The 25,043-nt window shown below is 32.5% G+C and carries 27 protein-coding genes; 10 read left to right on the forward strand and 17 right to left on the reverse strand.

The window, feature by feature from the left end; genetic code table 11:
- Window positions 1-24 precede the first annotated feature (24 nt).
- Together HYN86_RS11610 and murQ are read right to left on the reverse strand one after the other, a co-directional pair.
- Window positions 25-246, reverse strand: coding sequence for a DUF6095 family protein (locus tag HYN86_RS11610; protein WP_113678174.1), 222 nt, complete (start codon window positions 244-246; stop codon window positions 25-27).
- A gap of 129 nt (window positions 247-375) precedes the next feature.
- Window positions 376-1,188 carry an N-acetylmuramic acid 6-phosphate etherase gene (gene murQ, locus HYN86_RS11615; protein ID WP_113678175.1) on the reverse strand — a complete coding sequence of 271 codons (813 nt, stop codon included), beginning with the start codon at window positions 1,186-1,188 and terminating at the stop codon, window positions 376-378.
- A 178-nt stretch (window positions 1,189-1,366) separates the two neighbouring features.
- Between murQ and HYN86_RS11620 the strand changes: the two genes are divergently transcribed.
- Together HYN86_RS11620 and HYN86_RS11625 are read left to right on the forward strand one after the other, a co-directional pair.
- A complete protein-coding gene (locus HYN86_RS11620) occupies window positions 1,367-2,509 on the forward strand; it encodes a helix-turn-helix domain-containing protein (RefSeq protein WP_113678176.1) in 1,143 nt (380 codons plus the stop codon).
- A 155-nt stretch (window positions 2,510-2,664) separates the two neighbouring features.
- Complete coding sequence (locus HYN86_RS11625) at window positions 2,665-5,052, forward strand: outer membrane beta-barrel family protein (protein WP_113678177.1); 2,388 nt, start codon at window positions 2,665-2,667, stop codon at window positions 5,050-5,052.
- A gap of 66 nt (window positions 5,053-5,118) precedes the next feature.
- On the opposite strand, the gene HYN86_RS11630 is transcribed toward HYN86_RS11625, so the two are convergent.
- Entirely contained in the window at window positions 5,119-5,787 is a 669-nt protein-coding gene (locus HYN86_RS11630; RefSeq protein WP_113678178.1) for a ZIP family metal transporter, read from the reverse strand.
- A gap of 105 nt (window positions 5,788-5,892) precedes the next feature.
- Entirely contained in the window at window positions 5,893-6,657 is a 765-nt protein-coding gene (locus HYN86_RS11635; RefSeq protein WP_113678179.1) for a class I SAM-dependent methyltransferase, read from the reverse strand.
- A 150-nt stretch (window positions 6,658-6,807) separates the two neighbouring features.
- Between HYN86_RS11635 and HYN86_RS11640 the strand changes: the two genes are divergently transcribed.
- Window positions 6,808-7,965 (forward strand): THUMP domain-containing class I SAM-dependent RNA methyltransferase, encoded by a 1,158-nt coding sequence (locus HYN86_RS11640; protein WP_113679924.1) that lies wholly within the window; start codon window positions 6,808-6,810, stop codon window positions 7,963-7,965.
- Between the two features lie 143 nt (window positions 7,966-8,108).
- A complete protein-coding gene (locus tag HYN86_RS11645) occupies window positions 8,109-8,345 on the forward strand; it encodes a hypothetical protein (RefSeq protein WP_113678180.1) in 237 nt (78 codons plus the stop codon).
- 139 nt (window positions 8,346-8,484) lie between these two features.
- Here HYN86_RS11645 and HYN86_RS11650 read toward each other — a convergent pair whose 3' ends face one another.
- Genes HYN86_RS11650 through rlmD form a run of 3 tightly spaced genes read right to left on the reverse strand, consistent with a single transcriptional unit; the run spans window position 8,485 to window position 11,229 of the window.
- Window positions 8,485-9,303, reverse strand: a complete 819-nt coding sequence (locus tag HYN86_RS11650) for a DUF6048 family protein (protein WP_113678181.1) — start codon at window positions 9,301-9,303, stop codon at window positions 8,485-8,487.
- On the reverse strand, window positions 9,275-9,808 hold the full coding sequence (locus HYN86_RS11655) for a DUF6452 family protein (RefSeq protein WP_113678182.1): 534 nt from the start codon (window positions 9,806-9,808) through the stop codon (window positions 9,275-9,277). The genes HYN86_RS11650 and HYN86_RS11655 overlap by 29 nt, the downstream gene beginning before the upstream one ends.
- 8 nt (window positions 9,809-9,816) lie before the next feature.
- On the reverse strand, window positions 9,817-11,229 hold the full coding sequence (gene rlmD, locus HYN86_RS11660; protein ID WP_113678183.1) for a 23S rRNA (uracil(1939)-C(5))-methyltransferase RlmD: 1,413 nt from the start codon (window positions 11,227-11,229) through the stop codon (window positions 9,817-9,819).
- Between the two features lie 159 nt (window positions 11,230-11,388).
- Here rlmD and HYN86_RS11665 point away from each other — a divergent pair, with 159 nt between their 5' ends.
- Window positions 11,389-12,438, forward strand: coding sequence for a sensor histidine kinase (locus HYN86_RS11665; protein ID WP_113678184.1), 1,050 nt, complete (start codon window positions 11,389-11,391; stop codon window positions 12,436-12,438).
- A 51-nt stretch (window positions 12,439-12,489) separates the two neighbouring features.
- Here HYN86_RS11665 and HYN86_RS11670 read toward each other — a convergent pair whose 3' ends face one another.
- The 3 genes from HYN86_RS11670 to epsC all read right to left on the reverse strand — a co-directional run bounded on the left by HYN86_RS11670 (window position 12,490) and on the right by epsC (window position 15,259).
- A complete protein-coding gene (locus tag HYN86_RS11670) occupies window positions 12,490-13,476 on the reverse strand; it encodes an aldo/keto reductase (protein WP_113678185.1) in 987 nt (328 codons plus the stop codon).
- Window positions 13,477-13,580: 104 nt separating this feature from the next.
- Window positions 13,581-14,468, reverse strand: a complete 888-nt coding sequence (gene cysM, locus HYN86_RS11675) for a cysteine synthase CysM (RefSeq protein WP_113678186.1) — start codon at window positions 14,466-14,468, stop codon at window positions 13,581-13,583.
- A complete protein-coding gene (gene epsC, locus HYN86_RS11680; protein ID WP_113679925.1) occupies window positions 14,468-15,259 on the reverse strand; it encodes a serine O-acetyltransferase EpsC in 792 nt (263 codons plus the stop codon). The genes cysM and epsC overlap by 1 nt, the downstream gene beginning before the upstream one ends.
- A 190-nt stretch (window positions 15,260-15,449) precedes the next feature.
- Between epsC and HYN86_RS11685 the strand changes: the two genes are divergently transcribed.
- Window positions 15,450-16,151, forward strand: a complete 702-nt coding sequence (locus tag HYN86_RS11685) for a DUF1003 domain-containing protein (protein WP_113678187.1) — start codon at window positions 15,450-15,452, stop codon at window positions 16,149-16,151.
- A 133-nt stretch (window positions 16,152-16,284) separates the two neighbouring features.
- Here HYN86_RS11685 and HYN86_RS11690 read toward each other — a convergent pair whose 3' ends face one another.
- Window positions 16,285-16,569: a DUF2752 domain-containing protein gene (locus HYN86_RS11690; protein WP_113678188.1), complete on the reverse strand. Its 285-nt coding sequence runs from the start codon at window positions 16,567-16,569 to the stop codon at window positions 16,285-16,287.
- A 106-nt stretch (window positions 16,570-16,675) separates the two neighbouring features.
- On the opposite strand from HYN86_RS11690, the gene HYN86_RS21065 reads away from it, so the two are divergent.
- Window positions 16,676-16,849, forward strand: coding sequence for a hypothetical protein (locus tag HYN86_RS21065; protein ID WP_172426676.1), 174 nt, complete (start codon window positions 16,676-16,678; stop codon window positions 16,847-16,849).
- 1 nt (window position 16,850) lies between these two features.
- Window positions 16,851-17,402: a Smr/MutS family protein gene (locus HYN86_RS11695; protein WP_095953279.1), complete on the forward strand. Its 552-nt coding sequence runs from the start codon at window positions 16,851-16,853 to the stop codon at window positions 17,400-17,402.
- 144 nt (window positions 17,403-17,546) lie between these two features.
- On the opposite strand, the gene HYN86_RS11700 is transcribed toward HYN86_RS11695, so the two are convergent.
- Window positions 17,547-18,536, reverse strand: a complete 990-nt coding sequence (locus HYN86_RS11700; RefSeq protein WP_113678189.1) for a hypothetical protein — start codon at window positions 18,534-18,536, stop codon at window positions 17,547-17,549.
- Window positions 18,537-18,623: 87 nt separating this feature from the next.
- On the opposite strand from HYN86_RS11700, the gene HYN86_RS11705 reads away from it, so the two are divergent.
- A complete protein-coding gene (locus HYN86_RS11705; protein ID WP_113678190.1) occupies window positions 18,624-19,748 on the forward strand; it encodes a cysteine desulfurase family protein in 1,125 nt (374 codons plus the stop codon).
- A 63-nt stretch (window positions 19,749-19,811) separates the two neighbouring features.
- Here the strand turns inward: HYN86_RS11705 and HYN86_RS11710 are convergent, their stop codons facing one another.
- From HYN86_RS11710 to HYN86_RS11720, 3 genes are read right to left on the reverse strand one after another with little or no spacing between them, the layout of a single operon-like run.
- Entirely contained in the window at window positions 19,812-20,372 is a 561-nt protein-coding gene (locus HYN86_RS11710) for an L-threonylcarbamoyladenylate synthase (protein ID WP_162789358.1), read from the reverse strand.
- A 2-nt stretch (window positions 20,373-20,374) separates the two neighbouring features.
- Entirely contained in the window at window positions 20,375-21,298 is a 924-nt protein-coding gene (locus tag HYN86_RS11715) for a glycosyltransferase family 2 protein (RefSeq protein WP_317048537.1), read from the reverse strand.
- The gene (locus HYN86_RS11720) at window positions 21,295-22,089 is read right to left on the reverse strand and encodes a glycosyltransferase family 2 protein (protein ID WP_113678193.1); all 795 of its coding nucleotides are present in this window, start codon (window positions 22,087-22,089) and stop codon (window positions 21,295-21,297) included. Before HYN86_RS11720 ends, HYN86_RS11715 begins: the two co-directional genes overlap by 4 nt.
- Before the next feature lie 304 nt (window positions 22,090-22,393).
- Between HYN86_RS11720 and HYN86_RS11725 the strand changes: the two genes are divergently transcribed.
- Window positions 22,394-23,161 carry a Kdo domain containing protein gene (locus tag HYN86_RS11725; protein WP_113678194.1) on the forward strand — a complete coding sequence of 256 codons (768 nt, stop codon included), beginning with the start codon at window positions 22,394-22,396 and terminating at the stop codon, window positions 23,159-23,161.
- Here the strand turns inward: HYN86_RS11725 and HYN86_RS11730 are convergent.
- Together HYN86_RS11730 and HYN86_RS11735 are read right to left on the reverse strand one after the other, a co-directional pair.
- Window positions 23,158-23,928 (reverse strand): glycosyltransferase family 2 protein, encoded by a 771-nt coding sequence (locus HYN86_RS11730; RefSeq protein WP_113678195.1) that lies wholly within the window; start codon window positions 23,926-23,928, stop codon window positions 23,158-23,160. The two genes, HYN86_RS11725 and HYN86_RS11730, sit on opposite strands and share 4 nt — an antisense overlap.
- Window positions 23,925-25,001 (reverse strand): glycosyltransferase family 9 protein, encoded by a 1,077-nt coding sequence (locus HYN86_RS11735; RefSeq protein WP_230406356.1) that lies wholly within the window; start codon window positions 24,999-25,001, stop codon window positions 23,925-23,927. Before HYN86_RS11735 ends, HYN86_RS11730 begins: the two co-directional genes overlap by 4 nt.
- Between the last annotated feature and the right edge of the window lie 42 nt (window positions 25,002-25,043).

Here is a 25,043-nt window from a genome sequence, read left to right on the forward strand (position 1 = left end):
AAAGAATTTTAGTAAAGATACAAATTAGTCATTAAATATACCTTTCATAATAATTTTCAATCCAAGAAAGATTAAAAACATAGATCCCAAACAAGCTGCAATTCCAATTCCTAAAACCAAATAGTGCCAGTTCGTATGCTGATTCATAAAAGCATTATAAATCATTGAAGGTCCAAGAAACATCAAAGGCAGGGCGCCTGTTAAGTATTTTACTCCTTTTTGCAGCAATTCTTTATTTGTAGACATTTGTATGTTTTTTGTTTCGGGTTGTTGGACTTACATTTAACCGCAAAGTGGGCTAAGATTTACGCAAAGTTCGCAAAGTTTTTTAGATAAAGCTTTACGAGCTTTGCGGTTAAATTAAAGAAAACCTATTTACTTATTATAATTGTCAACAGCATTTCTCACGCTGCCGTATTTCTTTAATAATTCTGAAGCTTCTTCATAAGAAACAGGAATTTCGTCCATAATCATTTTAACACCGCGATCAACTAGTTTAATATTACTTAACTGCATATCGACCATTTTGTTGCCTCTAACTTTTCCAAGCTGAATCATCGCTGCGGTAGAAATCATATTAAGAACTAATTTTTGTGCAGTTCCGGCTTTCATTCTAGAACTTCCGGTAATAAATTCTGGACCAACAACTACTTCAATTGGAAATTGAGCAGTCAGTGCCAGCGGACTGCCAGCGTTACAAGTAATACAGCCTGTTACAATATTATTTGCATTACAAGCTTCTAAACCGCTGATAACATATGGAGTTGTGCCAGAAGCGGCTATTCCTATTACCACATCATTAGCGTCGATATTATGATTTTGAAGATCAATCCAAGCATTTGTAGTGCTGTCCTCGGCATTTTCTACTGCACGTCTTATAGCTGTATCACCGCCTGCAATTATACCATTTACCAAATCAAAAGGAACACCAAATGTGGGTGGACATTCGGAAGCATCAACAACACCAAGGCGACCAGAAGTTCCCGCTCCAATATAAAATAATCGGCCTCCTAATTTTAGTTTGGCAACTATTTGCGGAATCAAAGCTTCTATTTGTGGTAAAGCTTTTTCAACTGCATAAGGAACAGTTTTGTCTTCTTGATTAATATTGGATAACAATTCATGAACAGACATTTTTTCTAAATGTTCATACTTTGATGCTTGCTCAGTAGTTTTCGTAAATGTCATTTTTATCGTTATTTAGACTAGTCAAAATTAATCTTTTTTCTATCAATCGCGAAATTATGTGAGCAAAGTCACAAAGAATTAAAGATCTTTTTATGTTTTATTTATGATGTTGCGAATGCTTTCTTACATCTTCATTAAATGAACTAAAATATTATATTTGTTTCATATTAAAAGATAAATGGACAAATTAGATTTATTACAAGGAATAGCTCGAATATCGGTTTTCATTTCTTTATTATTAGCATTTTTTTTGTTTACCGTGAAAACGGAAAATAAATTAGCTAACCGACTATTTGCTTGGTTTTTTATTTTTTCGGCTATTGATCTCAGCGGTTTTTTTATAGACGCCAGTACTCGTCTCGAATTGAATCTAGAAATTTTTAGAGCAACAGCCTGCTTGTTCGGAATGCCATTGTTTTATCTTTTTGTTTTAGCCGTTTGTTACTCTGATTTTAGATTAAAATGGAAACACTTAGCGCATGCAGTTCCTTTTGTAGTCGTCAATTTATCTTTTCTTCCAAGAATTTATTTAAACGATACAGATCTAGATACTTTTTTACCATCGCTTAATCGAATGCCGGAAATTTACTTTATTCAGATTTTGATCGAATTTCAGTACGTGTTTTATATCGTGAGCGTTTTTTTGATATTGAAGAAATATCGCGAAATCTATATGGAAAATTATGCGAATGCAAGTACTTCTACATATAAATGGCTTTTTCAGATTACTTGCGTATTTCTTGCGGCGCATTCTATAGTAGCGTTAAAAAATATAATTCGTTACAGCGGTTTTCGAGAAGTTTTTTTATGGGCAAATGTACTTGTTGGCAGTATAGCTTTATTTATAACTTGTTGGTTTATAATGAAGGCGCTAAAGCATCCCGAACTTTTTAGAGGAGTAAATTCCAAATTGAAATTAACCAAAGATATTCTGCCAATAGAAAATGAAAATACAATTGAAGCAAAAGAACATCAGGATGAAGCTGCAGATGTTCAAATTTCAACATTAAAACAATATATGGCAGAGAAAGAACCTTTTCTAGATCCGTCGCTTACTATTCAGGATTTGGCCAATCAAATTGATATTCCGGTTCGGGATTTATCTGTTTTGATTAATCATAAAATGGATCAGCATTTTTTTGATTTTGTGAATGAATACCGCATTCAAAAGGCTATGAGTATTTTAAAAGATCAGTCTAAAAGTCAGCTTACAGTTTTGGAAATTTTATATGAAGTGGGTTTTAATTCCAAATCTTCATTTAATACTTCTTTTAAAAAATACACCAATTTAACTCCGACAGCTTATCGAAATGCTTCATAATTAAAGATTTGTAAAAAGTCGTACTTCGCACCCTATAAAGTCGAACTGATTTCCTCAAAAGAAATTGGTTCGACTTTTTTTTGTCGGTCGAATCTGGAAAATTTCTAAGGCAACTTTGCTTCAAATTAATCGAAACAAGTTTAAAATTAGAAATCATGAAAAAAGCAAACCTCCTTATCTTTTTAGTATTGCCTTTATTTTGTTTAGCACAATCAACATTAAAATTAAAAGGAAAAATAGCAAATGAAACAACTCCGTTAGAATGGGCAGATGTTTCGATAGCCGATTCTGAAGGTAAAATTATCAATGGAACCACTTCTAAGCAAGATGGTTCTTTTGAAATTAATCTTAAAAAAGGTTCTTATAAAATTGGAATCAGTCTTTTAGGATTTGAAGATTATGAAAAAGAAATTGCCATCGAAAAAGATTCAGATTTAGGAATTATTATTTTGAAAGAAAGCGCTTCTAATTTAGTAGAAGTTGTCATTCAGTCAAAAAAGAAAACGGTGGAACAGAAAACAGATCGTTTGGTTTACAATCTCGAAAATAATGTTACAACGGTTGGGGGTGATGCCTTAAGCGCCATTAATACGGCGCCGGGAGTTGTGGTAAAAAATGATATGATTACAATATTAGGAAAAGGGACTTCTCGCGTGATGATAGACGGAAGGATAATTGAATTGGCAGGCGAAGAATTGAATAATTTTCTGAAATCTATTTCAGCAGCTGATATTAAAAACATTGAAATCATCAGTAATCCGCCGGCAAAATATGATGCAGAAGGAACTGGCGGATTGATTAATATTATTATGAAAAAAGGAATGAGAGATTCTTGGAAAAACACAATTACAGCTTCTTACGATCAGAATAAATTCGGAATTTATACTGTAAGAGATAATTTCTTTTATAACAAAAATAAGTTTAGATTTTCAGCCAGCGTTAATGCAAAAACGGGTTATTTAAACGCTACTGATGATTTAAAAATGTATTTTCCTGACGGACTTTCTCATATGTACAGTACAACAAAAGTAAAATCGGAAAATCTTTCGGGTAAGCTAGCTTTGGATTATGATCTTTCCGAGCTTACAACAATTGGTTTTCAATATCTAAACGACCGAAACAATCCTGACTTTAAATCGGATATTAGAATTGATAATTATACTATTCAAAACCAGTTGGCTAATGTGACGTTAAACAACAGTTTTACTGATAAAGGTTCTAGAAATCAAACTTATAATGTGCATTTGATTACCAAATTAGATTCTTTAAAAAGAAAGTTATCCTTTGATGTGGATTATTTTGATTATAATTCTGAGTTCGATAGAAATTTTACAGCTAATAATTATACTGCAGATATGACATTTCTTGCTGTTAATCAGTCAGGAAGAAATATATCGAATCAAGATATTGATAACTGGAGTTTTAAGGCCGATATAGAACATCCATTTGAAACCCTCAATCTCTCTTATGGTGCAAAAATGAGTTTTACAAACAGTATCAGCGATGTGTTGTATTACAATACAATTTCGGGAACTTCAGAATTAGACCCGTCACAGTCAAACCGATTTAAATACACTGAAAATAATCAGGCGTTGTATGTCAATGCAGATAAAAAATTTGGAGAAAAATGGAATTTTCAACTGGGATTACGATTAGAAAACACACAGACAAACGGAATTTCTGAAACTCTAAATCAGGAAACGGCTAATAATTATTTGAAGTTTTTTCCAACATTTTATGCTTCTTACACGAAAAATGAAAACAATACTTTTAGTTTGAATTACGGAAAAAGAATCAACAGACCCCGTTTTGATTTATTGAATCCTTTTCGTATTTACATTAATAGTAACAGTTATTCTGAAGGGAATCCGTTTTTAAGTCCTTCTTTTAGTGATAATTTTGAGATTGCGCATTCTTATAAGGAAATTTTAAGAACTACTGTTTTTGTAAATTTGGTAACGAACGGTTATGGTGTTTTATTTACATCAAATCCAGAAACAAATACGCAGATTGTAACGCGCGAAAACTATTTTAAAAACCTGAATTATGGTATTGGAGAAAGTTACTCGGCTGGTTTTACAGATTGGTGGTCAAGTGAAAATTCGCTATACTTTTTAGGAGCGAAAACAGAATTTATAAAAGATATAAATGCAGCGCCTTCCAATAGTTTACAGGTTGAATTCTCTACCAATAATACTTTTATTTTAGGTAAAACAACAAAATTGCAAATTGATTTTAGTTATAGTTCGCCTTTTAAAAGCGGTCTTTATGAAGTAGGATATGCGTCGAGTTTTGATATTGGTTTTAAACAAGATTTGTTTAATAAAACAATGCAGATTGCACTTTTAGCAAATGATATTTTTAATACTTCTTACTTAAAAGATTTTACGTCGGTTGTAAATGGCGTGAAACAGGTTTATGACCAAAAAGAAAGCAACAGATTTGTTCGTTTATCTCTCGTTTACAATTTTGGAAACAAAAAGATAAATGTAAAAGAAAGAGCTTTTGGAAATCAGGATGAGAAAAAGAGAACGGGAAATTAAATTAGATAATTAGATAATGTGTCAATTAGAAAATTATCTCATTGTCTAATGGACACATTATCTAATTTACAAAAAGAATGCTAATAAAATTCCGAGAACAATCATCGAAACTTTGGCGATATTAAATTTATGTCCTTCGCTGCTTTCAAAAATAATTGTTGATGAAATATGGAATAAAATTCCAATTACGATGGCTGTAATTTCGGTGTAATAATTACTTAAAATTGGTAAATATTCGGAAGCCACAGTTCCAAGCGGTGTCATAATGGCGAAAGTAAGCATAAAAGCAAAAATGGCTTTTTTGTTTAAATCGGCATTAATGAAAAATGTGGTTAAAATAACGGCAATAGGTAAGTGGTGAATAGCAATTCCGAGCGCCAAATCGTGATGATGACTTACGGGAAAACCTTCTAAAAAAGCATGAATGCATAAACTGATAAACAAAAGCCACGGAATCTGCGACATTTTTGCATGTCCGTGTACGTGACCGTGTTCTGCACCTTTGGAGAAAAACTCAAGAATGATTTGAAACAAAATCCCAACCATTATAAATACCCCAATTTTATGATTATGAGTGCTGTATACTTCTGGCAGCAGATGCATCACGGTTAATGACAATAAAAAAGAACCGCTGAAAGCCAGCAGTAATTTTAGATTGGTTTTGTTTTTTGGTTTAATAAACAAAGCCACACTATATCCTAAAAGTACAGAAAATAAGGGTAGTAGATAGTTCATTCGTATTTGTCTAATCGTTGATTCATTTTATCGTTTTAGCTTTTTAATCGTTGCATATGTTTAATCGATTTAACGGTTAATCAAAAAACGATTTACAAACAAAAGCTATTTAAAAATCATGATTAATCTTTCGCTTTCGGTTTTGTGGAATTTTTTGAGTTTATAATCTCCAAAAATATCCAAAAGGTAAATGCCAGCTTCATCCATTAAATCCTGAAAATCTTTTAATGTCAGCGCCTTTACTTTTTCGGTAAAGTGATATTTTCTGCCTTGGTCTTCAAAATCAATTTCTTTAAAAATATGTCCGTCTTCCACATATCTTTTTATATGGAAATCAATTTCGTCAACTGTTTTCACTTCTTCAGGAACCAAAGTTTCAATTACCTGGGTTACATTCATAAAATCGATTACAGCAAAACCATATTCTGACAAACTCTCTTTTATGGCTTTTAGTGTAGTCAGGTTGTCATCGTCATTTTCAAAATAACCAAAGCTTGTAAACAAATTAAAAATAGCATCAAATTTTTCTTCAAAAGGCTCACGCATATCATGCACCTTAAAATGAAGTGTTTCGTTACTGTTTTTACTGGCTTCGGCAATGCTGTTTTCAGACAAATCTGCGCCTAAAACATTATAACCTAACTGATTTAAGTAAATAGAATGACGGCCTTTTCCGCATGCTAAGTCAAGTACATTGGCATTTTCGGGCAAGTTTAAGTAATGCGTTAAATTGTCCATGAAAATTTGAGCTTCACGATAGTTGCGGTCCTTATAAAGAATGTGATAATAAGGAGTGTCAAACCATGAAGAATACCAATTTTGGTTGTCATCTTCTTGATTTGGGTTTGATGCGTTATGCTTTTCAGACATTTATTCTATTTCAATTAATTCAAAGTCCCGCAAATTTAGTGTATTTTTGCCGAAAAATAACTATTTAGCAACGATACATTGTTGCATTATATAGAGATGCTCTGTAATGCATCTTTTTTAAATTTTAGTTTTTTTAATTTAAAAGATAAGATGGAAGAAAATTTTAAAATGATTGCCAAGTGTTTTTTTGGCTTTGAAGAAATATTAGAACAAGAATTACGCACACTTGGAGCTCAGGATGTTGAAAAAGGAGTGAGAATGGTGAGTTTTAAGGGAGACAAAGGTTTTATGTACAAAGCCAATTTATCTCTGCGTACTGCTCTTAAAGTCTTGAAACCAATTTACTCTTTTAGAGCTAATAATGAGCAGGCATTGTATAAAGGAATTTCGGGCGTAAACTGGTCGAAATTATTAAATGCTAATCAGACTTTTGTTATTGATGCGACGGTGCATTCTACATATTTTAACCATTCTGAGTTTGTTTCACAAAAATGTAAAGATGCAATTGTAGATCAGTTTAGAGAAAGAACGGGACAGCGTCCTAGTATAGATAAACAATATCCAGATTTAAGAATTAATATTCATATCGATAAAGATCAGGTTTCTGTTGCTTTGGATACTTCTGGAAATTCACTGCATCAGCGTGGTTATAGAACAGCCACTAATATTGCTCCTATCAATGAGGTTTTAGCGGCTGGAATTTTGTTATTATCAGGCTGGGAAGGCCAAAGCCACTTTTTAGACCCAATGTGCGGCTCTGGAACATTTTTGGCAGAAGCTGCAATGATTGCGTGCAATATTCCTGCAAATATCAACAGAAAAGAATTTGCTTTTGAAAAATGGAAAGATTGGGATAATGATTTGTTCGATCAAATTATAAATAGTTTGATGAAAAAAACAAAAGAATTTCATTATACTATTAAAGGTTACGATAAAGCGCCAAGTGCGGTAAGCAAAGCTAAGGATAATATTAGAAATGCCAATCTAGAAGATTATGTAACTATTCGCGAGGATAACTTTTTTGATACGGAAAAAGAAACAGAAGGAAAACTGCATATCGTTTTCAATCCGCCTTACGATGAGCGTTTAGATATTCAAATGGAAAGATTCTACAGCAGTATTGGTGATACATTAAAGAAAAATTATCCAGGAACGAATGCATGGTTTATTACGGCGAACTTAGAAGCTTTAAAATTTGTTGGACTAAAGCCTTCAAGAAAAATTAAACTTTTCAATGCGAGCCTAGAAGCACGTTTGGTTAAATACGAAATGTACGAAGGAAGTAAGAGAGCGAAATTTCAAATTTAAGATTATAAGTTACTTAGGTTCTAAGGAGCTAAGAATTTGAACTGGACGATATTTATAAATAAAAAAACATTAAGCTTCTGAGTATTTAATTTGTTAAAGAAAACTTAGCATCTTAACCTCAGAATCTTAGCAATTCAAAAAAAATGACAAAACTACAATTAAGAGCTTTTTTATATCAGTTAGGATGTTTTGCAATCCTATTTCTTGCTTTTCGATTTTTGATTGCGGCTTATACCGGTTTAACTGGAATTTGGATTCCGCTGACTGCTTTTGTGATAGGAACTATTGTGGGACCTAAATTTCAGGCCGTTAAAACAAAAGATGGTGAAAAGCTTTTTATGAAATGGCTTTTTATAAAAGGAATTAAAGAAATAGGGTAGGTTTTAAGATGCTAAGGTTCTGAGGTTCTAAGATGCTAAGAAACTAAGGTTCTTAGCTAAGATTATTAAAAAAGCCGTCAATTTAAAAATTGACGGCTTTTTTATATTGTATAGAACCTCAGAACCTCAGAACCTCATCCTATTTTTTAGGAATTTCTTTAATTTCTGGTAATGTTACTTTTTTCTTATAAATCGGAATAAAGTAAGAAACGGTATAGTTGAATCCAACTCCAAAACTTCCATCGTAAGTTCTGTTGAAACCTGGGATATAAAGATTGTCAAAACCGCTTGGCTTTTTATTCGTTGCCAAGAGTTTTAGCTGTACTCCAAAACCAACAAAAACATTGTCAAAAACCTTTGCTTTTAATCCCATGGCAACTTCAAGCCAGCTTGCAGAAAGACCACTGTATTTTTGATTTACATCTACAGGAGGAAGTTCTCCCCAATACGGATTAGGATTGTAGATTTTATAGCTGTTTAAATCTTGACTGAAAGAACTAAAACCACCACGAAGACCAATTGTGATTAAGTTTTCCATGTCAAGCCAGTTTTCATAAAAATTATAATCAAAGCCAGCTTTAATGTAAGTCCCAGAAGCCGATGAATTTAATCGGTCGTCATCTGTTGTTTTATTTTCATAACCCAATTCTGCTGCCAGATAGTATTTTTTTGTTAATCTCCAGTCTCCAACAAATTCAATTCCTTTATAATCCTTATCATAAAGACCTCGTGTAAGTTTATACAAATCTACACCTACGCGAAGACCGTAACGATCTGTTTTGATTACGCTGTCTGTCTTAACCTCAACTTCTTTGATTGCTGGTTTGCTAACTTCCGTTTTAGGTTTTGTAAGAGTATCTTTTTTATTGGGTGATATCTCAGGTGTATCTTGAGCATGGCCTAAAAACACTGAAAAGAACAAAAAAAGACTAGAAATAAACTTCAATGTGTGTTTCATTTTCAGATTCAATGTTAGGGTTTTTTAATTGTACATCAGTCATCCATACAGAATCTCCATCTGGATCTGTACGTGTAAATGGAACATCTGGTTTTAAATCAAAAGTAGTTTTAAACCCGCAAGCTCTAGATACATATACATTTTGACTTGTATAGTTAATAGTTAATACATCTGTATTAAGGTTGGTGCTGGCTGCGTTATAAATAAACTTATAGGTAACCGTACTATCATTAACTTTTAAAGGAATTGATACTGTCGACCCGCTTGTTAAGTATCTTGTCTCGTCATCGTCAGCAGCATTTTCGTTGAAAACAATTCCCTCTTCCATGCCTTCTCCAATAACTTTTAAATTACTGACATTTCTGGTTCTTGTTGGGTTGGAACTATCATAAAATGTAATTACCAATCTTGGTGTAGTTGGCGTATTGGCATCGCAGATATCATCTTTCTCACAGCTGGATAAGCCAAAAGTAAAGAGAAGTACAAAAGAGATTATTTTTTTCATGTATATTTCTATCGAAGTTCTAAAAGTACAACATTTTCAACGTGATGTGTCTGCGGAAACATATCTACAGGTCTAACACGCGTAACTTTGTATTTTTCATCCATTAAAGCCAAGTCACGAGCCTGAGTTGCAGAATTACAGCTTACATAAACGACTCTTTTCGGAGCAATTTTTAAGATTTGTTCTACTACATCTTTGTGCATTCCGTCGCGAGGAGGATCTGTGATAATTACATCAGGTTTTCCATGCTGCGCTATAAAAGCTTCATTAAAGACTACTTTCATGTCTCCAACAAAAAACTCGCAATTGCTAATATTATTGCGTTCGGCGTTCGCTTTTGCGTCAAGGATTGCTTCGGGAACACTTTCTACACCAATTACTTTTTTTGCTTTTTTAGAAACAAATTGAGCAATAGTTCCTGTTCCTGTATATAAATCGTATACGGTTTCATTTCCGGTAAGATCAGCAAAATCACGAGTAATTTTATACAATTCGTAAGCCTGATCTGAATTAGTTTGGTAGAAAGATTTAGCATTGATACTAAATTTTAAACCTTCCATTTCTTCCAGAATATAATTTCTTCCTTTATATAGAACAACATCCTGATCGTAAATTGTATCGTTTGGTTTTCCGTTTACTACATATTGTAGCGATGTAATTTGAGGAAATTTCTCGTATAAATGGTCTAAAAGTAATTCTCTGTTAGCTTTGTCTTCTTCAAAGAACTGAATTAAAACCATAATTTCTCCTGTTGAAACAGTACGAATCATTACAGTTCTTAGTAATCCAGAATGTTCTCTCGGATTAAAAAAAGCTAAATTATGCTCATTGGCAAAAGCACGAATTTCGTTACGAATCGCATTCGACGGATCTTCTTGTAAATAACATTTATTAATGTCAAGAATTTTGTCCCACATTTTCGGGATATGAAATCCTAAAGCATTTCTATTTCCTAAATCTTCTGTGCTTTCAATTTCTTTTTCTGTCAGCCAGCGGCTGTTAGAAAAAGAAAATTCCATTTTATTTCTATAGAAAAATTGTTTTTCAGAACCTAATATAGTTTCAAATTCCGGAAGTTCAATTTTCCCTATTCTTTGTAAGTGATTTTTAACTTCATTTTGTTTGAATGCAATCTGCTGGCTGTATTTCATATTCTGCCATTTGCATCCGCCGCATACTCCAAAATGCTCGCAGATTGGATCTACTCTGTAATCAGATAATTCATGAAATTTTACGGCTTTTCCTTCGTAGTAAGCCTTTCTTTTTTTAAATGTCTGCACGTCAACCACATCTCCAGGTACCACATTCGGAATAAAGATTACTTTTCCGTCAGGCGCTTTGGCTACCGAAACTCCCTTTGCTCCAGCATCAAGAACTTGAATTTGATGAAAGACAACTTTGTCTGTATTTTTTCTTCCCATAGCGCAAAAATAAGCCTTTGAAAACTTTTACAAATTTTATTTTAAAAATATTTTATAAATTATTCAAAAAATTAGTTTGCTAAGCTTTAAAACTTAATTTTGTCTGCCTAATATTCCCATTAAAATTTAGAATTTTAACCTACAATATTATCACTTTTTATGAAGTTGTATCATAAACTCTCGCAAATCAGCTTTCTGAAAAATAGTTATGCTTTCAAATTCTTATTTGTTGCTTTTATAGGAATTCATATTCCGTTAATCGGAATATTGTTTTTTGTATTGTATTTTAAGTACAGTATTTCGCCAACTTCAGTTCTGGTTTTCTCTTTAATAATGACTCTGCTGGCCACGGCAATAACTCTTTTGGTTTTAAACAGACTTATTAAACCTATTGCAACGGCTTCAAAAGCATTAGACGATTACCGAAATTCAAGAAAATTATCTGTTTTGCCAACCGAATATACAGATGAAGCAGGACTGCTTATGCGTAATATTCAGGAATCTATTTACGAAGCTGAAAATTTTATAAATGAAAAGCAGGATTTGGTTTATATGCTTTCACATGATCTGAAGAATTTTGCTGGAAATCCGCAGGGACTTGCCAAATTAATTATAAGCGAGGATACTTCTGATTCGGTAAAAAATCTCGCAGAGCTAATTTGTGAATCGACAGATCTTCAATTTAGATATATTAATAATTTTATTAAACTGCTAAAAGAGCAAGATGAAGTTGTAAAAGTAAGTTCAGATGTAAAAACAGTACTATTTCCTAATATCCTCCCTTTTATCAATCAGCAGGTTGAACAGCGTCTCTTTGATAAAAATATAAAGTTGAATTTGGTTTTAGAATGTGTTGAAGCAAAACTTAAAATAGACGAAGGTCTCCTGATTCAGGTTTTAGTGAATTTAATCAGCAATGCGGTGAAATTCTCCTATTTTGACAGTGAAGTTAAAGTCAGAATTTTTTCAGAGGATTCAAAATTGATTTTAACAGTACAAGATTCAGGAATTGGTTTTGATAAAAATCAAATAGAAGAATTATTTAAAAAGTTTACCAAAATGAGCAGACTGGGAACTGCCAGCGAAGGTTCTACAGGAATTGGTTTGTATTTGTGCAAAAAAATTATAGAACGCAATAAAGGCCGGTTGACAGCATCGAGTGATGGAAAAAATAAAGGAGCTGAATTTAGAATTGAGTTTGATATATAAAAAAAGGTAATTAAGATTTGCGTCTTAATTACCTTTTAGTTTTTAATGAAATTACCAAAGCTGATGAACAGACGGTTTAATATATTTATTATATATTTTATTCATTTCTGAAATTTGTTCCGAAGTTAATTTCGGAGTATCATAAACGGATAAATTAGATAAAACATGATCGACTTTTGATGCACCTGGAATAATACAGCTGATTTCATTAAAACTCAAAATCCACTGCAAAGCAATAGGAGCGAGGTTCGGTGTTTTTGGAAATAATTCTTTTAAAGCCTCAACTGCTTTTAGACCTAATCCGTAATCAATTCCAGAGAAAGTTTCTCCTTTATCAAATGCCTCTCCGTTGCGGTTAAAATTACGGTGATCCTGTGAGTCAAAAGTTGTTTTTAAATCAAATTTTCCAGTTAAAAGTCCGCTTGCTAAAGGAACTCGTGCAATTATGCCAATATCTTTCTTTTTTGCTTCCGAGAAAAATAATTCTGATGGACGCTGGCGGAACAAATTAAAAATAATCTGAACCGTAGTTACATTATCATATTCAATTGCTTTTAAGGCTTCTTCAACTTTTTCTACGCTTACGCCAAGGTTAAGTATTTTTCCTTGTTCTTTTAATCGGTCGAAAAGCTCAAAAATTTCGGGCCGGTAATAAACTTCGGTAGGTGGACAGTGAAGCTGAATTAAGTCAAGCGTTTCTAATCCCGTTCTTTTCAAACTGTCTTCTACAAATTTTTGAAGCACTTTTGGAGTATATCCTTCATTCACGTGCGGATTTATCTGGCGTCCGCATTTTGTGGCAACATAAATTCTTTCAGATCGAGAACGAACCACTCTGCCCAGAGCAGTTTCACTTAATCCGTTTTCATAAACATCAGCCGTGTCAATAAAATTGATACCATTGTCGATTGCAGTATTCAAAAGTTCTTCGGCAGTTTTGTCATCAAAACCCGATCCCCATTTTCCTCCAACCTGCCAAGTGCCAAGAGAGATTTCTGATATATTAAAGTTTGTTTTACCTAGTTTTCTGTAGTTCATTTTTTTTTTAGTTACAAAGGTTCAGAGGGGCAAAGTGGCAAAGGTTTTTTTAGGGAAAGTTTAGAGGCTTTGTCCCTTTGTTCCTCTGAACCTTTGGCCCTTTTTTAATCAAATAAATCCGATGACAAATAACGATCGCCTCTATCGCATATAACGGCCACGATAACTCCAGATTCCAACTGTTCTGCTATTTTTAGGGCAACGGCAACAGAACCTCCGCTGCTCATTCCTGCAAAAACACCTTCTTCCAGCGCTAATCTTTTGGTCATTTCACGTGCATCTTCTTCGCTCACATCAATAACAGTATCTACTTTAGAGGCATCAAAAATCTTCGGAAGATATTCTTCAGGCCATTTACGAATTCCTGGAATTTGAGAACCGTCGCTTGGCTGAGCACCAATAATCTGCACATTTGGATTCTTTTCTTTTAAATAAGTCGAAGTTCCAATAATAGTTCCAGTCGTTCCCATTGCCGAAACAAAATGGGTGACAGTTCCTTCGGTATCATTCCATATTTCAGGACCGGTTGTTTTGTAATGCGCTTTCCAGTTGTCATCATTGGCAAACTGATTTAACATTAAATAACCGCCTTGTGCTACTTTTTTGTCTGCATAATCGCGAGATCCAATAATTCCTTCGCTTGCAGGAGTTAAAATAACTGTGGCGCCATAAGCACGCATTGTTTGTGTACGTTCTTTGGTAGAATCTTCAGGTAAAACCAATTCGATTTCTATGCCAAATAATTGAGCAATCATTGCTAGTGCAATTCCAGTATTTCCGCTGGTTGCTTCAATTAATTTATCTCCTTTTTTTATATCACCTCTTTCTAAAGCTGCAGCAATCATGTTGTATGCCGCTCTATCTTTTACGCTTCCGCCAGGATTATTTCCTTCCAGCTTCAGTAAAAGTTTTACATTTTTATTTTTAACCAAATTGACGGTTTCCATCAAAGGAGTATTTCCAATTAGGTTTAATAATTTCTGTGGACCCATTATTTTTTTTCTTTTATTTTAACTTCTGTTGTGGTGGTGTTTAATACGATGGAATCTTCAGGGATCGATTTTGTTACCCATGAATTTCCTCCAATAACACTGTTTTTGCCAATAATTGTGCCTCCGCCCAAAATAGTGGCATTCGCATAAATACAAACATTTGCTTCAACTGTTGGGTGTCTTTTGGCATTTTTCATTTCTTTGCTTACGCTTAATGCACCCAGCGTTACACCCTGATATATTTTGACATTCTTTTTAATTACGGTTGTTTCTCCAATTACAATTCCAGTTGCATGGTCAATGAAAAATGGAGAAGCAATATCGGCTCCTGCATGAATATCTGTTCCAGTAATCCTATGGGCGTATTCGCTCATTAATCGCGAAAATAGTAATAGGTCTAAGAGATATAATTCATGGCTTAATCTATAAATTGCGATAGCATAAAAACCAGGATATGCTAAATAAACTTCATCAATACTGTTTGAAGCAGGATCGTTTTCTAAAATATAGGCAGCATCTTGGTTGAGTTTTTCTAAAACACTAGGAAGTTTTTCTAAAAACTTATCCCAGATCGATTCGCATAAGTTTTCTGGTTTTTTGCAGGCTAAAACAGCGATTTCCTTAAAGCATTTTTCTAATTCATCAATGCTTTCGTCTAAAGCTGCATTGGAATCAAAAAGTGTGTAAAAAAGCTTTTCTGTAAAGTCTTCTGTTTTGGTTTTAATACCGTAGTTTATGTGCGAATGGCTCTTTAAAGCCTTTATATTTTGTATGATAGTGTCTTTTGTCACAATGGTAAAAATGAATGAATAATTTTGGAACGTTAAAAGTAAGGTGTTTTTTGGAAATAAAGTCACGATTTAACTAAAGAAATTTTGTGTAGAAACTTGTATTTGTGATAAAAAACGAATTCTAAACGCTTCTTTTTTATGCATTTCTTACGAAGTTAATTGCGTAAATTAGCTTTCAAAATATATCAAAATGAAAAACAATAAAACATTTAAAAGTGCAATTTCTGGGCTTTCATTTAGCGAAAATGAAAAGATTTACGGGAAATCAATTCATGATCCTATTCTGGGGTTAATCAAAAAAGAATTTCCTGATTTTAATGATAACGATTGTATTGCCGTAAATGAATTAAATGTATACCGCCAGCAATATATTTCTAATTATCTTTCTACAGAAATAGGAGCGCTGTCGGCAATGGAGAATAGCGTTATTTCATCCTTAAAGCAAGATAAATCTATTGTGAGCATTGTCGAAGATGAAGAAGAAACGAGGAATTTAGGGCAGAGAGTGGCAGACAGAGTAGCAGATTTTGGAGGAAGCTGGACTTTTATTATTTCTTTTGTCGTTTTTATTGCAATCTGGATTGGCTCTAATGTTTATATTCTTTCCAATAAAGGTTTTGATCCATATCCTTTTATTCTTTTAAATTTAATTCTTTCCTGCGTGGCCGCATTGCAGGCGCCGGTGATTATGATGAGTCAAAATCGTCAAGAAGAAAAAGATAGAAACCGAGCTAAAAAAGATTACATGATTAATCTTAAATCGGAGTTAGAGATTAGAATGATTCACGATAAAATCGATCATTTGATAATGCATCAGCAGCAAGAATTAATCGAAATCCAAAAAGTACAAATCGAGATGATGAATGATATTTTGGATCAGATTAAGAAATAAAGGTTCTTATAAATTCCAATTTTGTAAAATCTAAATTCCAAAAGAGCGCAGCGATTTTTTAAAATCTAAAATCTAAAATCTAAAATCTAAAATCTAAAATCTAAAATCTATCCCGAGGCTTCGGGACTAAAATCTAAAAATAAAAGTGCTTGAAGTAATAACCTCCAATCATAAAAATAAGATTTACAACGGCCATTTTCCAAACCAGTTTTTTGTAATTTTTAGATTTGTCTAAAAAATGAAGTGTAATAAAAACGAAAAATAAAAGACAGGAAAATATGGCCGGATACATTTTAAAAGCTGCTAAAAATTCGCCCTGAAAAAGTAAGAATAAAGAGCGTTGAAAACCACAGCCCAGACAGTCAAATCCGAAGATGGTTTTGAACAGGCATGGAATCATATATCTCTCTAAACTCATGGCAGATCTTTTTGCAATTTTACTGAAAAAATATGACAAACGTTTTAGAGAGGATAGAAGTACTACTTGAAAGTTTTATACTTTTGAAATCTTAAACTTTGAATTAATGAAAGCTTTTAAAATTATAATAATGATTCTTGCGATCTCGGTTGCGTTTTACGAACAGGTCTCGGAAGAAAAAAACATCTACATCATGATCATTGCAATTGTAGTTTTCATGTTTGGAATGATGCAGCTAAGCGCAAAAACACCAAGTAAAAATAACGATAAAGAAGAGTAGGATGCTGGTAAAAGGAGATAAGGTTTCTGTACTTGACGAAGCCATAAACGGAACGGTAGTTTCGGTTAAAAACAATGAAGTTTTAATTGAAACTGAGGATGGATTTATGATGACATTTTTTGTCAATGAATTGCTTAAAATTCAGGATTCCAGTAATTTAATGAATTCTATTAAAAGAATAGATTTAGAACAAGTTTCTAAAGAAAAAACAGAGCCAAAACCGAGAAGTTTTGTCAAAGAAAAGAAAGAAAAGCGCGATGTCGGCGTTCCAGAATTTGATTTACATATCGAAAAATTGGTTCCTAATAAACGCGGCATGTCTAATTATGATATTTTGACATTACAGACAGAAACGGCCAAAAGACATATCGAATTTGCGATTCGAAACCGCATCCCGAAAATCGTTTTTATTCACGGTGTGGGCGAAGGAATTTTAAAAGCCGAACTTGATTTTTTATTAGGCCGATATGACGGAATTGATTTTCAAGATGCCAATTATCAAAAATATGGTCTTGGTGCAACCGAAGTTTATTTTAGGCAAAACAATAAATAACTTCAATTTTGAGTGTTTAAAATGGCTCATTTTTGAGCATAAAAAAACGTCTGTTTTTCTTTCTGATTTACCTTGAAATCAGTTTCGAAAAACAGACGTTTTTTGTAAGAATTATTTTTTTTATTTTATGTAAAAATAGATCTTTTAGTTAGCGGTATTAACCTCAATTTTTCCAAGAAGGAAGCTGCTTCCTAGTTTAAAACTGCTGTTGCCTCTTTCTAAAATTACATTTTTAAGAACAATGGTATGAGTGTAAGTAGTTCCTACTAAAGCAGTACTTACCTCAATAATTCCTTTCTCTCCTGCAACTCCAAGCTGGCCTGTCCAGCTTTGAGCAACAACTGGTGATGAAGATGTAGGGGTACAAATATTTTCTTCTGTAAATACACCTGTATCTGCCTTTGCTGTTTTATAAAAAACTTTATTCATTGTTGCAGTTATCAAGCTTGTTCTTGGCTGATTGCTTGGTGTAACTTCATTTTTAAGTAACTCAGGGTCGATGTCTTCAATTGATAAATAAAAAGAGTTATTATAGTTATAAACCCTTTTTACGTTAGTACATGAGTATGCCAGCCCGCTTGTGTTGGTTCTGAAAGTCAAACTTGCAGGAGTTACTTCTGTTTTGTATGTTCCAAAGACATATCTAGCCTGAGTCTGGTCTCCAGACGGTTTGGCAAAGGTTACGTTGTTAATTATAATACTATGCTCGTAACCAGTTATTCTTGTCCCGTCGTCGTTTGTATTTTTAGGTTCAATTTGTGTGGTTTGAATCGTTATTATACCATCTGTTGCAATCCATTCTTCTGTTACTCTTGGGGTGCTTGGCGGAATTGCACCGCAGATATTGTTTTGAGTAATAGCTCCGTCAAAAGCTCTGTATACTACACGATACAATCCGTTACCTTTTGAATCAATAGGATATTCGTAAGTTCCGTTATCATTGATTATTTTATCATTAGGAAGCTGCAGTAAAAGAGCTTCCTGCGCCTTTAATTTATAAATTAAGGTATTGGTTGTGTCACAAGCAGCAGACTCAGTAACAGTTTCGAAATCTATTGTTTCTACTATCAAATCTCCATCATCGCATCCATTCAATAAAAAAGCGAATAATAAAAGAGCAGCATATTTTTTCATCGTAAAATTTATTTGGGTCAAAAATAGTGAAAAAAATGGCAAATGATATTTAAGATTAGACAATTGATATTTCTTAACTTTGCAGCAATGAAAAAAGTATATCTAGATAATGCCTCAACAACAGCAATGCGTCCTGAAGTAATTCAGGAAATGACAAAAGTAATGGTTGAGGATTTTGGTAATCCGTCGTCTACTCATAGTTTTGGGCGAAATGGCAAAACGATTTTGGAGCTTTCTAGAAAAAGTATTGCTAAGCACTTCAATTGTACGGCTCAAGAAATAATATTTACTTCTGGCGGTACTGAGGCTGATAACTGGATTCTGCGTTCTGCCGTTGAGGATTTAAAGGTAGAAAGAATAATTACTTCTAAAATTGAACATCATGCAGTTTTATATCCTGTTTTGGCACTTGAGGAAGAGTATAATATTCAAGTCGATTACGTAAAGGTACATCAGGATGGAAGTTTAGATTTAACGCATTTGTCTAATTTATTGTCTGACGAAAAAAAGACATTGGTTAGTTTAATGCATGTTAATAATGAAACTGGCGCCATATTAGATTTAGATAGAGTAAGTCTTATTTGCAAGCAGTATAATGCGTTATTTCATTCTGATACGGTTCAGTCTATCGGAAAGACAGAAATCGATCTTCAAAAAACCCCAATTGATTTTGTTGTGGCAAGTGCGCATAAATTTCACGGACCAAAAGGAATCGGATTTGCATTTGTTCGAAAAAATTCAGGTTTACAGCCATTGCTTTTTGGCGGCGAGCAGGAAAAAGGTCTTCGTGCGGGAACAGAAGCAGTGCACCAAATTGCAGGAATGGCAAAAGCGTTGTCTGTTTCTTATGAAAAATTAGAACAAGAAAGAGCTTATATTTTGGATCTGAAAAAATATCTTATTGCCCAGCTAGAAGTTCATTTTCCAGATTTTAAAATTAACGGAAAAAGAGATGATTTCTATAATATCATCAATATAATTTTGCCTTTTTCATCAGAGAAAACATCGATGCTTCTTTTTAGTTTAGACATGAAAGGAATTGCGGTTTCAAGAGGAAGCGCATGTCAATCGGGAAGTATAAAACCTTCTCATGTTTTAAAAGAAATGCTTTCTGAAGATGATTTAAAACTGCCTAATCTGAGAATTTCATTCAGTCATTACAATACAAAAGAAGATATCGACTGGCTGATAGAGAGTTTGAAAAATATTTAAGATTTTAGATTTTAGAATTCAGATTTTAAAATAATCTACAATCTGAATTCTACAATCTAAAATTTATTTTCGGATTACTTTTACCTGAGAATCGTTTGTTAATTTGATAATTGTAGAAGATTTTCCGTTGATTTTATCTTGGTTTAATTTAACAACATAATCCACCCCATTTATAATTTCAGGACTGATGTCTTTAAAAGCAAGAGGCGTAGGCTGACCAGAAATATTTGCAGAAGTTGAAACCAAAGGCTTTTTCATTCTCTCCATTAATTTGAAACAGAAGGGCTCTTTTACCAATCGAACTCCCAAAGATTTATCGGCAGCAATAATATTTGGAGCAACGTTTCTGGCATCGTCCAGAATTAAAGTAGTTGGTTTGTCTGATAAGTCCCAGATTTGCCAAGCAACTTCAGGAATGTTTTTAAACACATTGTACATCATCTTTTCGCCATTCATCAAAACTATCATGCTTTGTGTCTCTGCACGTTGTTTTAATTTATAGATTTTGGCAACAGCTTCGGGATTTGTGGCGTCACATCCAATGCCCCACACAGTATCTGTTGGATAAAGAATGATGCCCCCTTCTTTAATAACTTCGTAAGCGTTGATTATTTCTTCGTTCATTTTTATTCTGTAATTATTTGCTTCGTTTTAAGTGATTTTGATATTGGAGCTCCAGTCAAAATTAAAAAAAATAGTGACCAGTTTTTAGGTTTAAAAATGCTGCTAAAAAAATATTTTAAAACTAGAAAGTACAAAACAATTTTATATCCAAAAAAACCATAATGTTTTTGCATTATATAAAGTAACGAAATTTTTAATTCTTTTTTGATTGCCAATGATTTTTCCGTACTGCCTCCGTGAAAATGTATAAATTCTGCTTCAGGAATTAAATAAGCAAACTTTGATTTATTTGCTAATCGAATGCACAAATCAGTTTCTTCATAATAGAGAAAAATGTTTGTATCAAATCCTCCCGCATTATAAAAATCTTTAGCTCTAAGAAACATAAAACTTCCTGGGACAAAATTTACTTGCAACGGCTGTGTGTATATTTTTTTTCGATTTGGATATTTTTTTGAATTAATAGTTTCTAAAAAATTCCTTCCTAAAATTTCTCTCATTGGAGATGCGAAATGATCTAACGAACCTAAAAAATCACCATTCTCTTTATAGGCCTGAGCACCCGCAATACCTATATTAGGGTTGTTTTCTAAAGCATTTTTAAGAATTAATAAACAATCATTTTTAAATAACGTATCGTTATTAATAAAAGCTAGATATTTAGCATTAGCGAATTGAACTCCAAACATGTTTCCTGCTCCAAAACCTGTATTAATACGGTTTCTATGAAGTTTCAAATTATTTAAACCTGTTTCTTCACAAAACAATTTCAGTTTCAAATAATCCTCTTGCTTAGAGCAGTTGTCGGTTATAATGATTTGATAATTAATGTTTTTTGAAGTTTTTTCAATTATAGATCGAATGCAATTGATACTGTGGTCACTTGAATTATAATTGATTAAAATTATGGCTATGTCGAACATCATAAATATTGATTAATTCCTTTTTCTATAAAAGTAAGTTTCTTTTCGATTGTTTGTCTTTCAATTTCGGTATTAATTTCTAGACGATTTTTAGATTGTTCTTTATGGTAAATATGGTAAACAATTCCAGCATATTTCAATCTTTTTCCTTTAATCCCAATGTTATGCAATCTTTGAATCATTTCAGAATCTTCCTTTCCCCATCCCGTAAAATCTTCGTTATAACCATTAATTTTGATAAAATCATCTTTCCAGAAAGACATGTTACAACCTCTGAGTTTTTGAGAAAATTTGTCAGAACTTTTTGAAAAATTCATAAAAAATGGTATTCGGATTGTTCGGCCTCTTTTTTTTATTCCTTTGGAAAATGCATTGAAATAAATATTTTTTTTTGAAAATAATTCAGATAATAATTTTTCTTGAATATTTACACGTGAACCAAAAAGATAATGTCCTTTTTTAGCAAAAGCTAAATGGTCTTCAATAAAGTGTTTATTCATAATAATATCACCATCAATCTCTACAATATATTCATATTTTGCAACAGCAATTGCTTTGTTCATAATAATTGACTTTCTGTTTTTTATGTCTTCGTGCCAAATATGAATCAAGGGAACTGGAAATCTTTTTTGAAATCTATTAATTAATTCTTTAGTATCATCTCTTGAGCCATCATCAGCAATTATAACCTCATTAGGTAAAACAGTCTGATTTAATATGCTCAACAGCAACAATTCTAAGGCTTCTGGCCAATTATATGTTGGAGTTACTAATGTGCAGCTAGTGTAGGACATGAAAGTAGTTTTTGAGGTAAAAATACATTAAATATCTGAAGTCTAAAATGCAATGGATACATTTGTTAGACTTTAGCGGTCGTTTGATGAAATATAGTATAATTGCAAAATAATTTTATTGACTCAAAAGCCTTTTTTAAAGATGATCTAAGTACTTTAATTAAAATAGAAGCAAGAGAATATGCTCTATTATTTAATAAAATATTTCGTCTGAAAGAATTCAAAAGTTAATAAATAAAGGTTTTTATTATTAGAATGAATGCATTTAGTTATTTTTGAACTTTAAATATTACAGATATTCGCTATGCCTTTAAAAATCAACGAAAAATATAAGTCCGACGAAAATTATATATCACAGATTATCAATGATTTTCAAACATCAGGAGAACTTTTTGGTAATGGAGATCGTAATAAAATTAAATTGTTTGATTTTAATGGAAAAACGGTAAATATCAAATCGTTCAAAATTCCGAATATCGTAAACAAAATTGCTTATAAATATTTTAGAAAATCAAAGGCAAGACGATCATTTGAATATGCTACACTTTTGTTAGAAAAAGGAATTGGAACGCCTGAACCAATTGCGTTTCTTGAAAATTTTAATTTTATTGGTTTAAAAGATAGTTATTACGCTAGCGAGCATTTAGTTACCGAATTGACATATAGAGAATTGGTAGAAATTCCGACTTATCCAGATCATGACACTATTTTAAGACAGTTTACCAAATTTTCTTTTGATCTGCACGAAAAAGGAGTGGAGTTTTTAGATCATTCGCCAGGAAATACTTTAATTAAAAAAGCTGCTGAAAATAAATACGATTTTTTCTTAGTAGATTTGAATAGAATGAATTTTCATGACGCTATGAGCTTTGAACAGCGTATGGATAATTTTAGACGCTTGACGCCTAAAAAAGAAATGATTGCAGTAATGAGCAACGAATATGCTAAGTATTATACTGATAAAACGGAGTCTGAAATTTTCGAAAAAATGTGGCAGGCAACTACTCATTTTCAAGAAGAATTTGCAAGAAAGAAAAGATTGAAAAAGAAATTAAAATTTTGGAAATCTTAGTTTCTACATCTGATTTTTTTAAGCTCCTGAAAACGCACAGCAACACTCAAAGCATTTAGATAGCAAATTATAACCCCTTTTTTTCCGTCTAAAATTCCAAGTCGGAGTAAATATTGATTTAAGAATTGATAAGCCGGACGAATATAAAAATGAAAAAAGTTAGGATTGGTATTTTTTAACAGCTCTTCCTGAGCTTTTAATTTTCCGTAGAAGACCATTTTTTGCTTGTAATTTTCATAATTAGAATACGAATAATGGATCAATTTTGTTTTTAATTGACCAATTTTTCCGTTTACAATTAATTTTTCGTGAACAATTTTTTCATCATTATAAATTGCATTTTCTTTCTTAAAAAGTCGAATGATTTTATCTGTTTGCCAGCCGCTAAAACGCAGTTTTTTATTTTTGAACATAAAGTTTCTGCGTACAAAATAAGCAGAGGCACAATCTTTTTGGCTGGTTACAAAACTAATTTCTTTTTGAAGTTCCTGAGTAAGTCTTTCATCAGCATCTACAAAAAGAATCCATGAATTTGAAGCAAGACTTAAGGCAAAATTACGCTGAGAAGCAAAATTATCAAAGGCACGCTGTACTACTTTAACATTAGGAAATGATGAGGCAATCTCGTAAGTTTTATCTACGCTAAAAGAATCTACAATGATTATTTCATCGGCGAAAGCCAAATTATACAATACATCTCTGATGTTTTCTTCCTCATTATAAGTAATAATCAATGCGGTCATTCTTTGCTTTTCTGTCAAAATCATTTTACTGTAAAGCTTAGGTTTTGAGTTAGAAACAACTTAATTTTTTTTTCAAAAAATTCAGGTTTAAATTCTTGGTATAATGATAAAGCTTCTTTCTTGAGCATTTTTTCGTTTTTTTGCTCAAATAAATCAGGACGATAATCTTTTAAATGAACAGAAAGATGGTGAATTCCGTCTTCAAAAGTAGCCCAAATTTTCTTTTCAATCCATGGTGAGAAAATGATAAAGGATGGTTTTTTAAGCCCTTTTGCCATATTTATTGCACCGCCATCGTTGCCAATAATCAAATTACATTGATTCATAAGGCCAATAAAAGAACGTAAATCTCCTCCCAATAAATCAAAATAAATTTTTGATTGAGTTGAAGGTTTGCAGGCATTAAAAACGGTTTTGGCTTCTTCTAACTGTTTCGGAAAATAATTAAAAAGAATATTTACATCTGCAGTATCAGCCACATAATCTACCACTTTAGACATAAACTCTAAAGGATATGTTTTTAATTTTTCGCTTCCTAAAAGGCTGATCATAACTGTTTTTCGATTTTTTGCAACATTATGTTTTTCAAAAAGAGCAACAGCTTCCAAATTTTCTTTTTCAGAAACAAATAATTTCGGAATTGGATCAATTTTAATTTTGAGGTCTAAAGGTTCTAATAACGAAAGCCTTCTTTCGATTGCCAAACCTAAGTTCGTTTTAGGAAAAGGCTCAAACGGAACATTATCAGTATATAAAAAGTTTCTTCCTGATTTTTTATATGATATTTTTCGTTTGGCATTGCTTAACAAAACCAATGTCCAGCTTTCGAGTTTCGAATACGCATCAATTAATAAATCATACTTTTCTTTTCTGATCTGAAGTCCAAGATTTAATAATTCTTTTTTGCTTTTTCGATGTTTTTCTTCAAACAAAATAATATTGTCAATACTTGAATTGCCTTCTAAAACGGGAGTTGTTGAGGAATAGACCAAATAATCGATTTGTGAGTTAGGGTAGGCAACACGCAAATTATTGCAAATAATGCTACTGATCAGCACATCACCAATCATTTTTTGTTGAATTACAAGTATCTTCATATAAACAATTAGATCTTTTTAGGTGTGTGCAAATTGAAGCAA

This window comes from Flavobacterium fluviale, assembly GCF_003312915.1.
Taxonomy (GTDB): domain Bacteria; phylum Bacteroidota; class Bacteroidia; order Flavobacteriales; family Flavobacteriaceae; genus Flavobacterium; species Flavobacterium fluviale.

Coding starts and splice junctions, on each gene's coding strand:
- HYN86_RS11735 (WP_230406356.1), bottom strand. CDS start 25,001: ATGAAGATACTTGTAATTCAACAAAAAATGATTGGTGATGTGCTGATC.
- HYN86_RS11635 (WP_113678179.1), bottom strand. CDS start 6,657: ATGTCTGAAAAGCATAACGCATCAAACCCAAATCAAGAAGATGACAAC.
- HYN86_RS11650 (WP_113678181.1), bottom strand. CDS start 9,303: ATGAAACACACATTGAAGTTTATTTCTAGTCTTTTTTTGTTCTTTTCA.
- rlmD (WP_113678183.1), bottom strand. CDS start 11,229: ATGGGAAGAAAAAATACAGACAAAGTTGTCTTTCATCAAATTCAAGTT.
- HYN86_RS11610 (WP_113678174.1), bottom strand. CDS start 246: ATGTCTACAAATAAAGAATTGCTGCAAAAAGGAGTAAAATACTTAACA.
- HYN86_RS11705 (WP_113678190.1), top strand. CDS start 18,624: ATGAAAAAAGTATATCTAGATAATGCCTCAACAACAGCAATGCGTCCT.
- cysM (WP_113678186.1), bottom strand. CDS start 14,468: ATGGGTCCACAGAAATTATTAAACCTAATTGGAAATACTCCTTTGATG.
- HYN86_RS11730 (WP_113678195.1), bottom strand. CDS start 23,928: ATGATTTTGACAGAAAAGCAAAGAATGACCGCATTGATTATTACTTAT.
- HYN86_RS11670 (WP_113678185.1), bottom strand. CDS start 13,476: ATGAACTACAGAAAACTAGGTAAAACAAACTTTAATATATCAGAAATC.
- HYN86_RS11695 (WP_095953279.1), top strand. CDS start 16,851: ATGCTGGTAAAAGGAGATAAGGTTTCTGTACTTGACGAAGCCATAAAC.
- HYN86_RS11645 (WP_113678180.1), top strand. CDS start 8,109: ATGACAAAACTACAATTAAGAGCTTTTTTATATCAGTTAGGATGTTTT.
- murQ (WP_113678175.1), bottom strand. CDS start 1,188: ATGACATTTACGAAAACTACTGAGCAAGCATCAAAGTATGAACATTTA.
- HYN86_RS11715 (WP_317048537.1), bottom strand. CDS start 21,298: ATGATGTTCGACATAGCCATAATTTTAATCAATTATAATTCAAGTGAC.
- HYN86_RS11720 (WP_113678193.1), bottom strand. CDS start 22,089: ATGTCCTACACTAGCTGCACATTAGTAACTCCAACATATAATTGGCCA.
- HYN86_RS11625 (WP_113678177.1), top strand. CDS start 2,665: ATGAAAAAAGCAAACCTCCTTATCTTTTTAGTATTGCCTTTATTTTGT.
- HYN86_RS11665 (WP_113678184.1), top strand. CDS start 11,389: ATGAAGTTGTATCATAAACTCTCGCAAATCAGCTTTCTGAAAAATAGT.
- HYN86_RS11710 (WP_162789358.1), bottom strand. CDS start 20,372: ATGAACGAAGAAATAATCAACGCTTACGAAGTTATTAAAGAAGGGGGC.
- HYN86_RS11630 (WP_113678178.1), bottom strand. CDS start 5,787: ATGAACTATCTACTACCCTTATTTTCTGTACTTTTAGGATATAGTGTG.
- HYN86_RS11640 (WP_113679924.1), top strand. CDS start 6,808: ATGGAAGAAAATTTTAAAATGATTGCCAAGTGTTTTTTTGGCTTTGAA.
- HYN86_RS11655 (WP_113678182.1), bottom strand. CDS start 9,808: ATGAAAAAAATAATCTCTTTTGTACTTCTCTTTACTTTTGGCTTATCC.
- HYN86_RS11725 (WP_113678194.1), top strand. CDS start 22,394: ATGCCTTTAAAAATCAACGAAAAATATAAGTCCGACGAAAATTATATA.
- HYN86_RS21065 (WP_172426676.1), top strand. CDS start 16,676: ATGAAAGCTTTTAAAATTATAATAATGATTCTTGCGATCTCGGTTGCG.
- HYN86_RS11690 (WP_113678188.1), bottom strand. CDS start 16,569: ATGAGTTTAGAGAGATATATGATTCCATGCCTGTTCAAAACCATCTTC.
- HYN86_RS11620 (WP_113678176.1), top strand. CDS start 1,367: ATGGACAAATTAGATTTATTACAAGGAATAGCTCGAATATCGGTTTTC.
- HYN86_RS11685 (WP_113678187.1), top strand. CDS start 15,450: ATGAAAAACAATAAAACATTTAAAAGTGCAATTTCTGGGCTTTCATTT.
- HYN86_RS11700 (WP_113678189.1), bottom strand. CDS start 18,536: ATGAAAAAATATGCTGCTCTTTTATTATTCGCTTTTTTATTGAATGGA.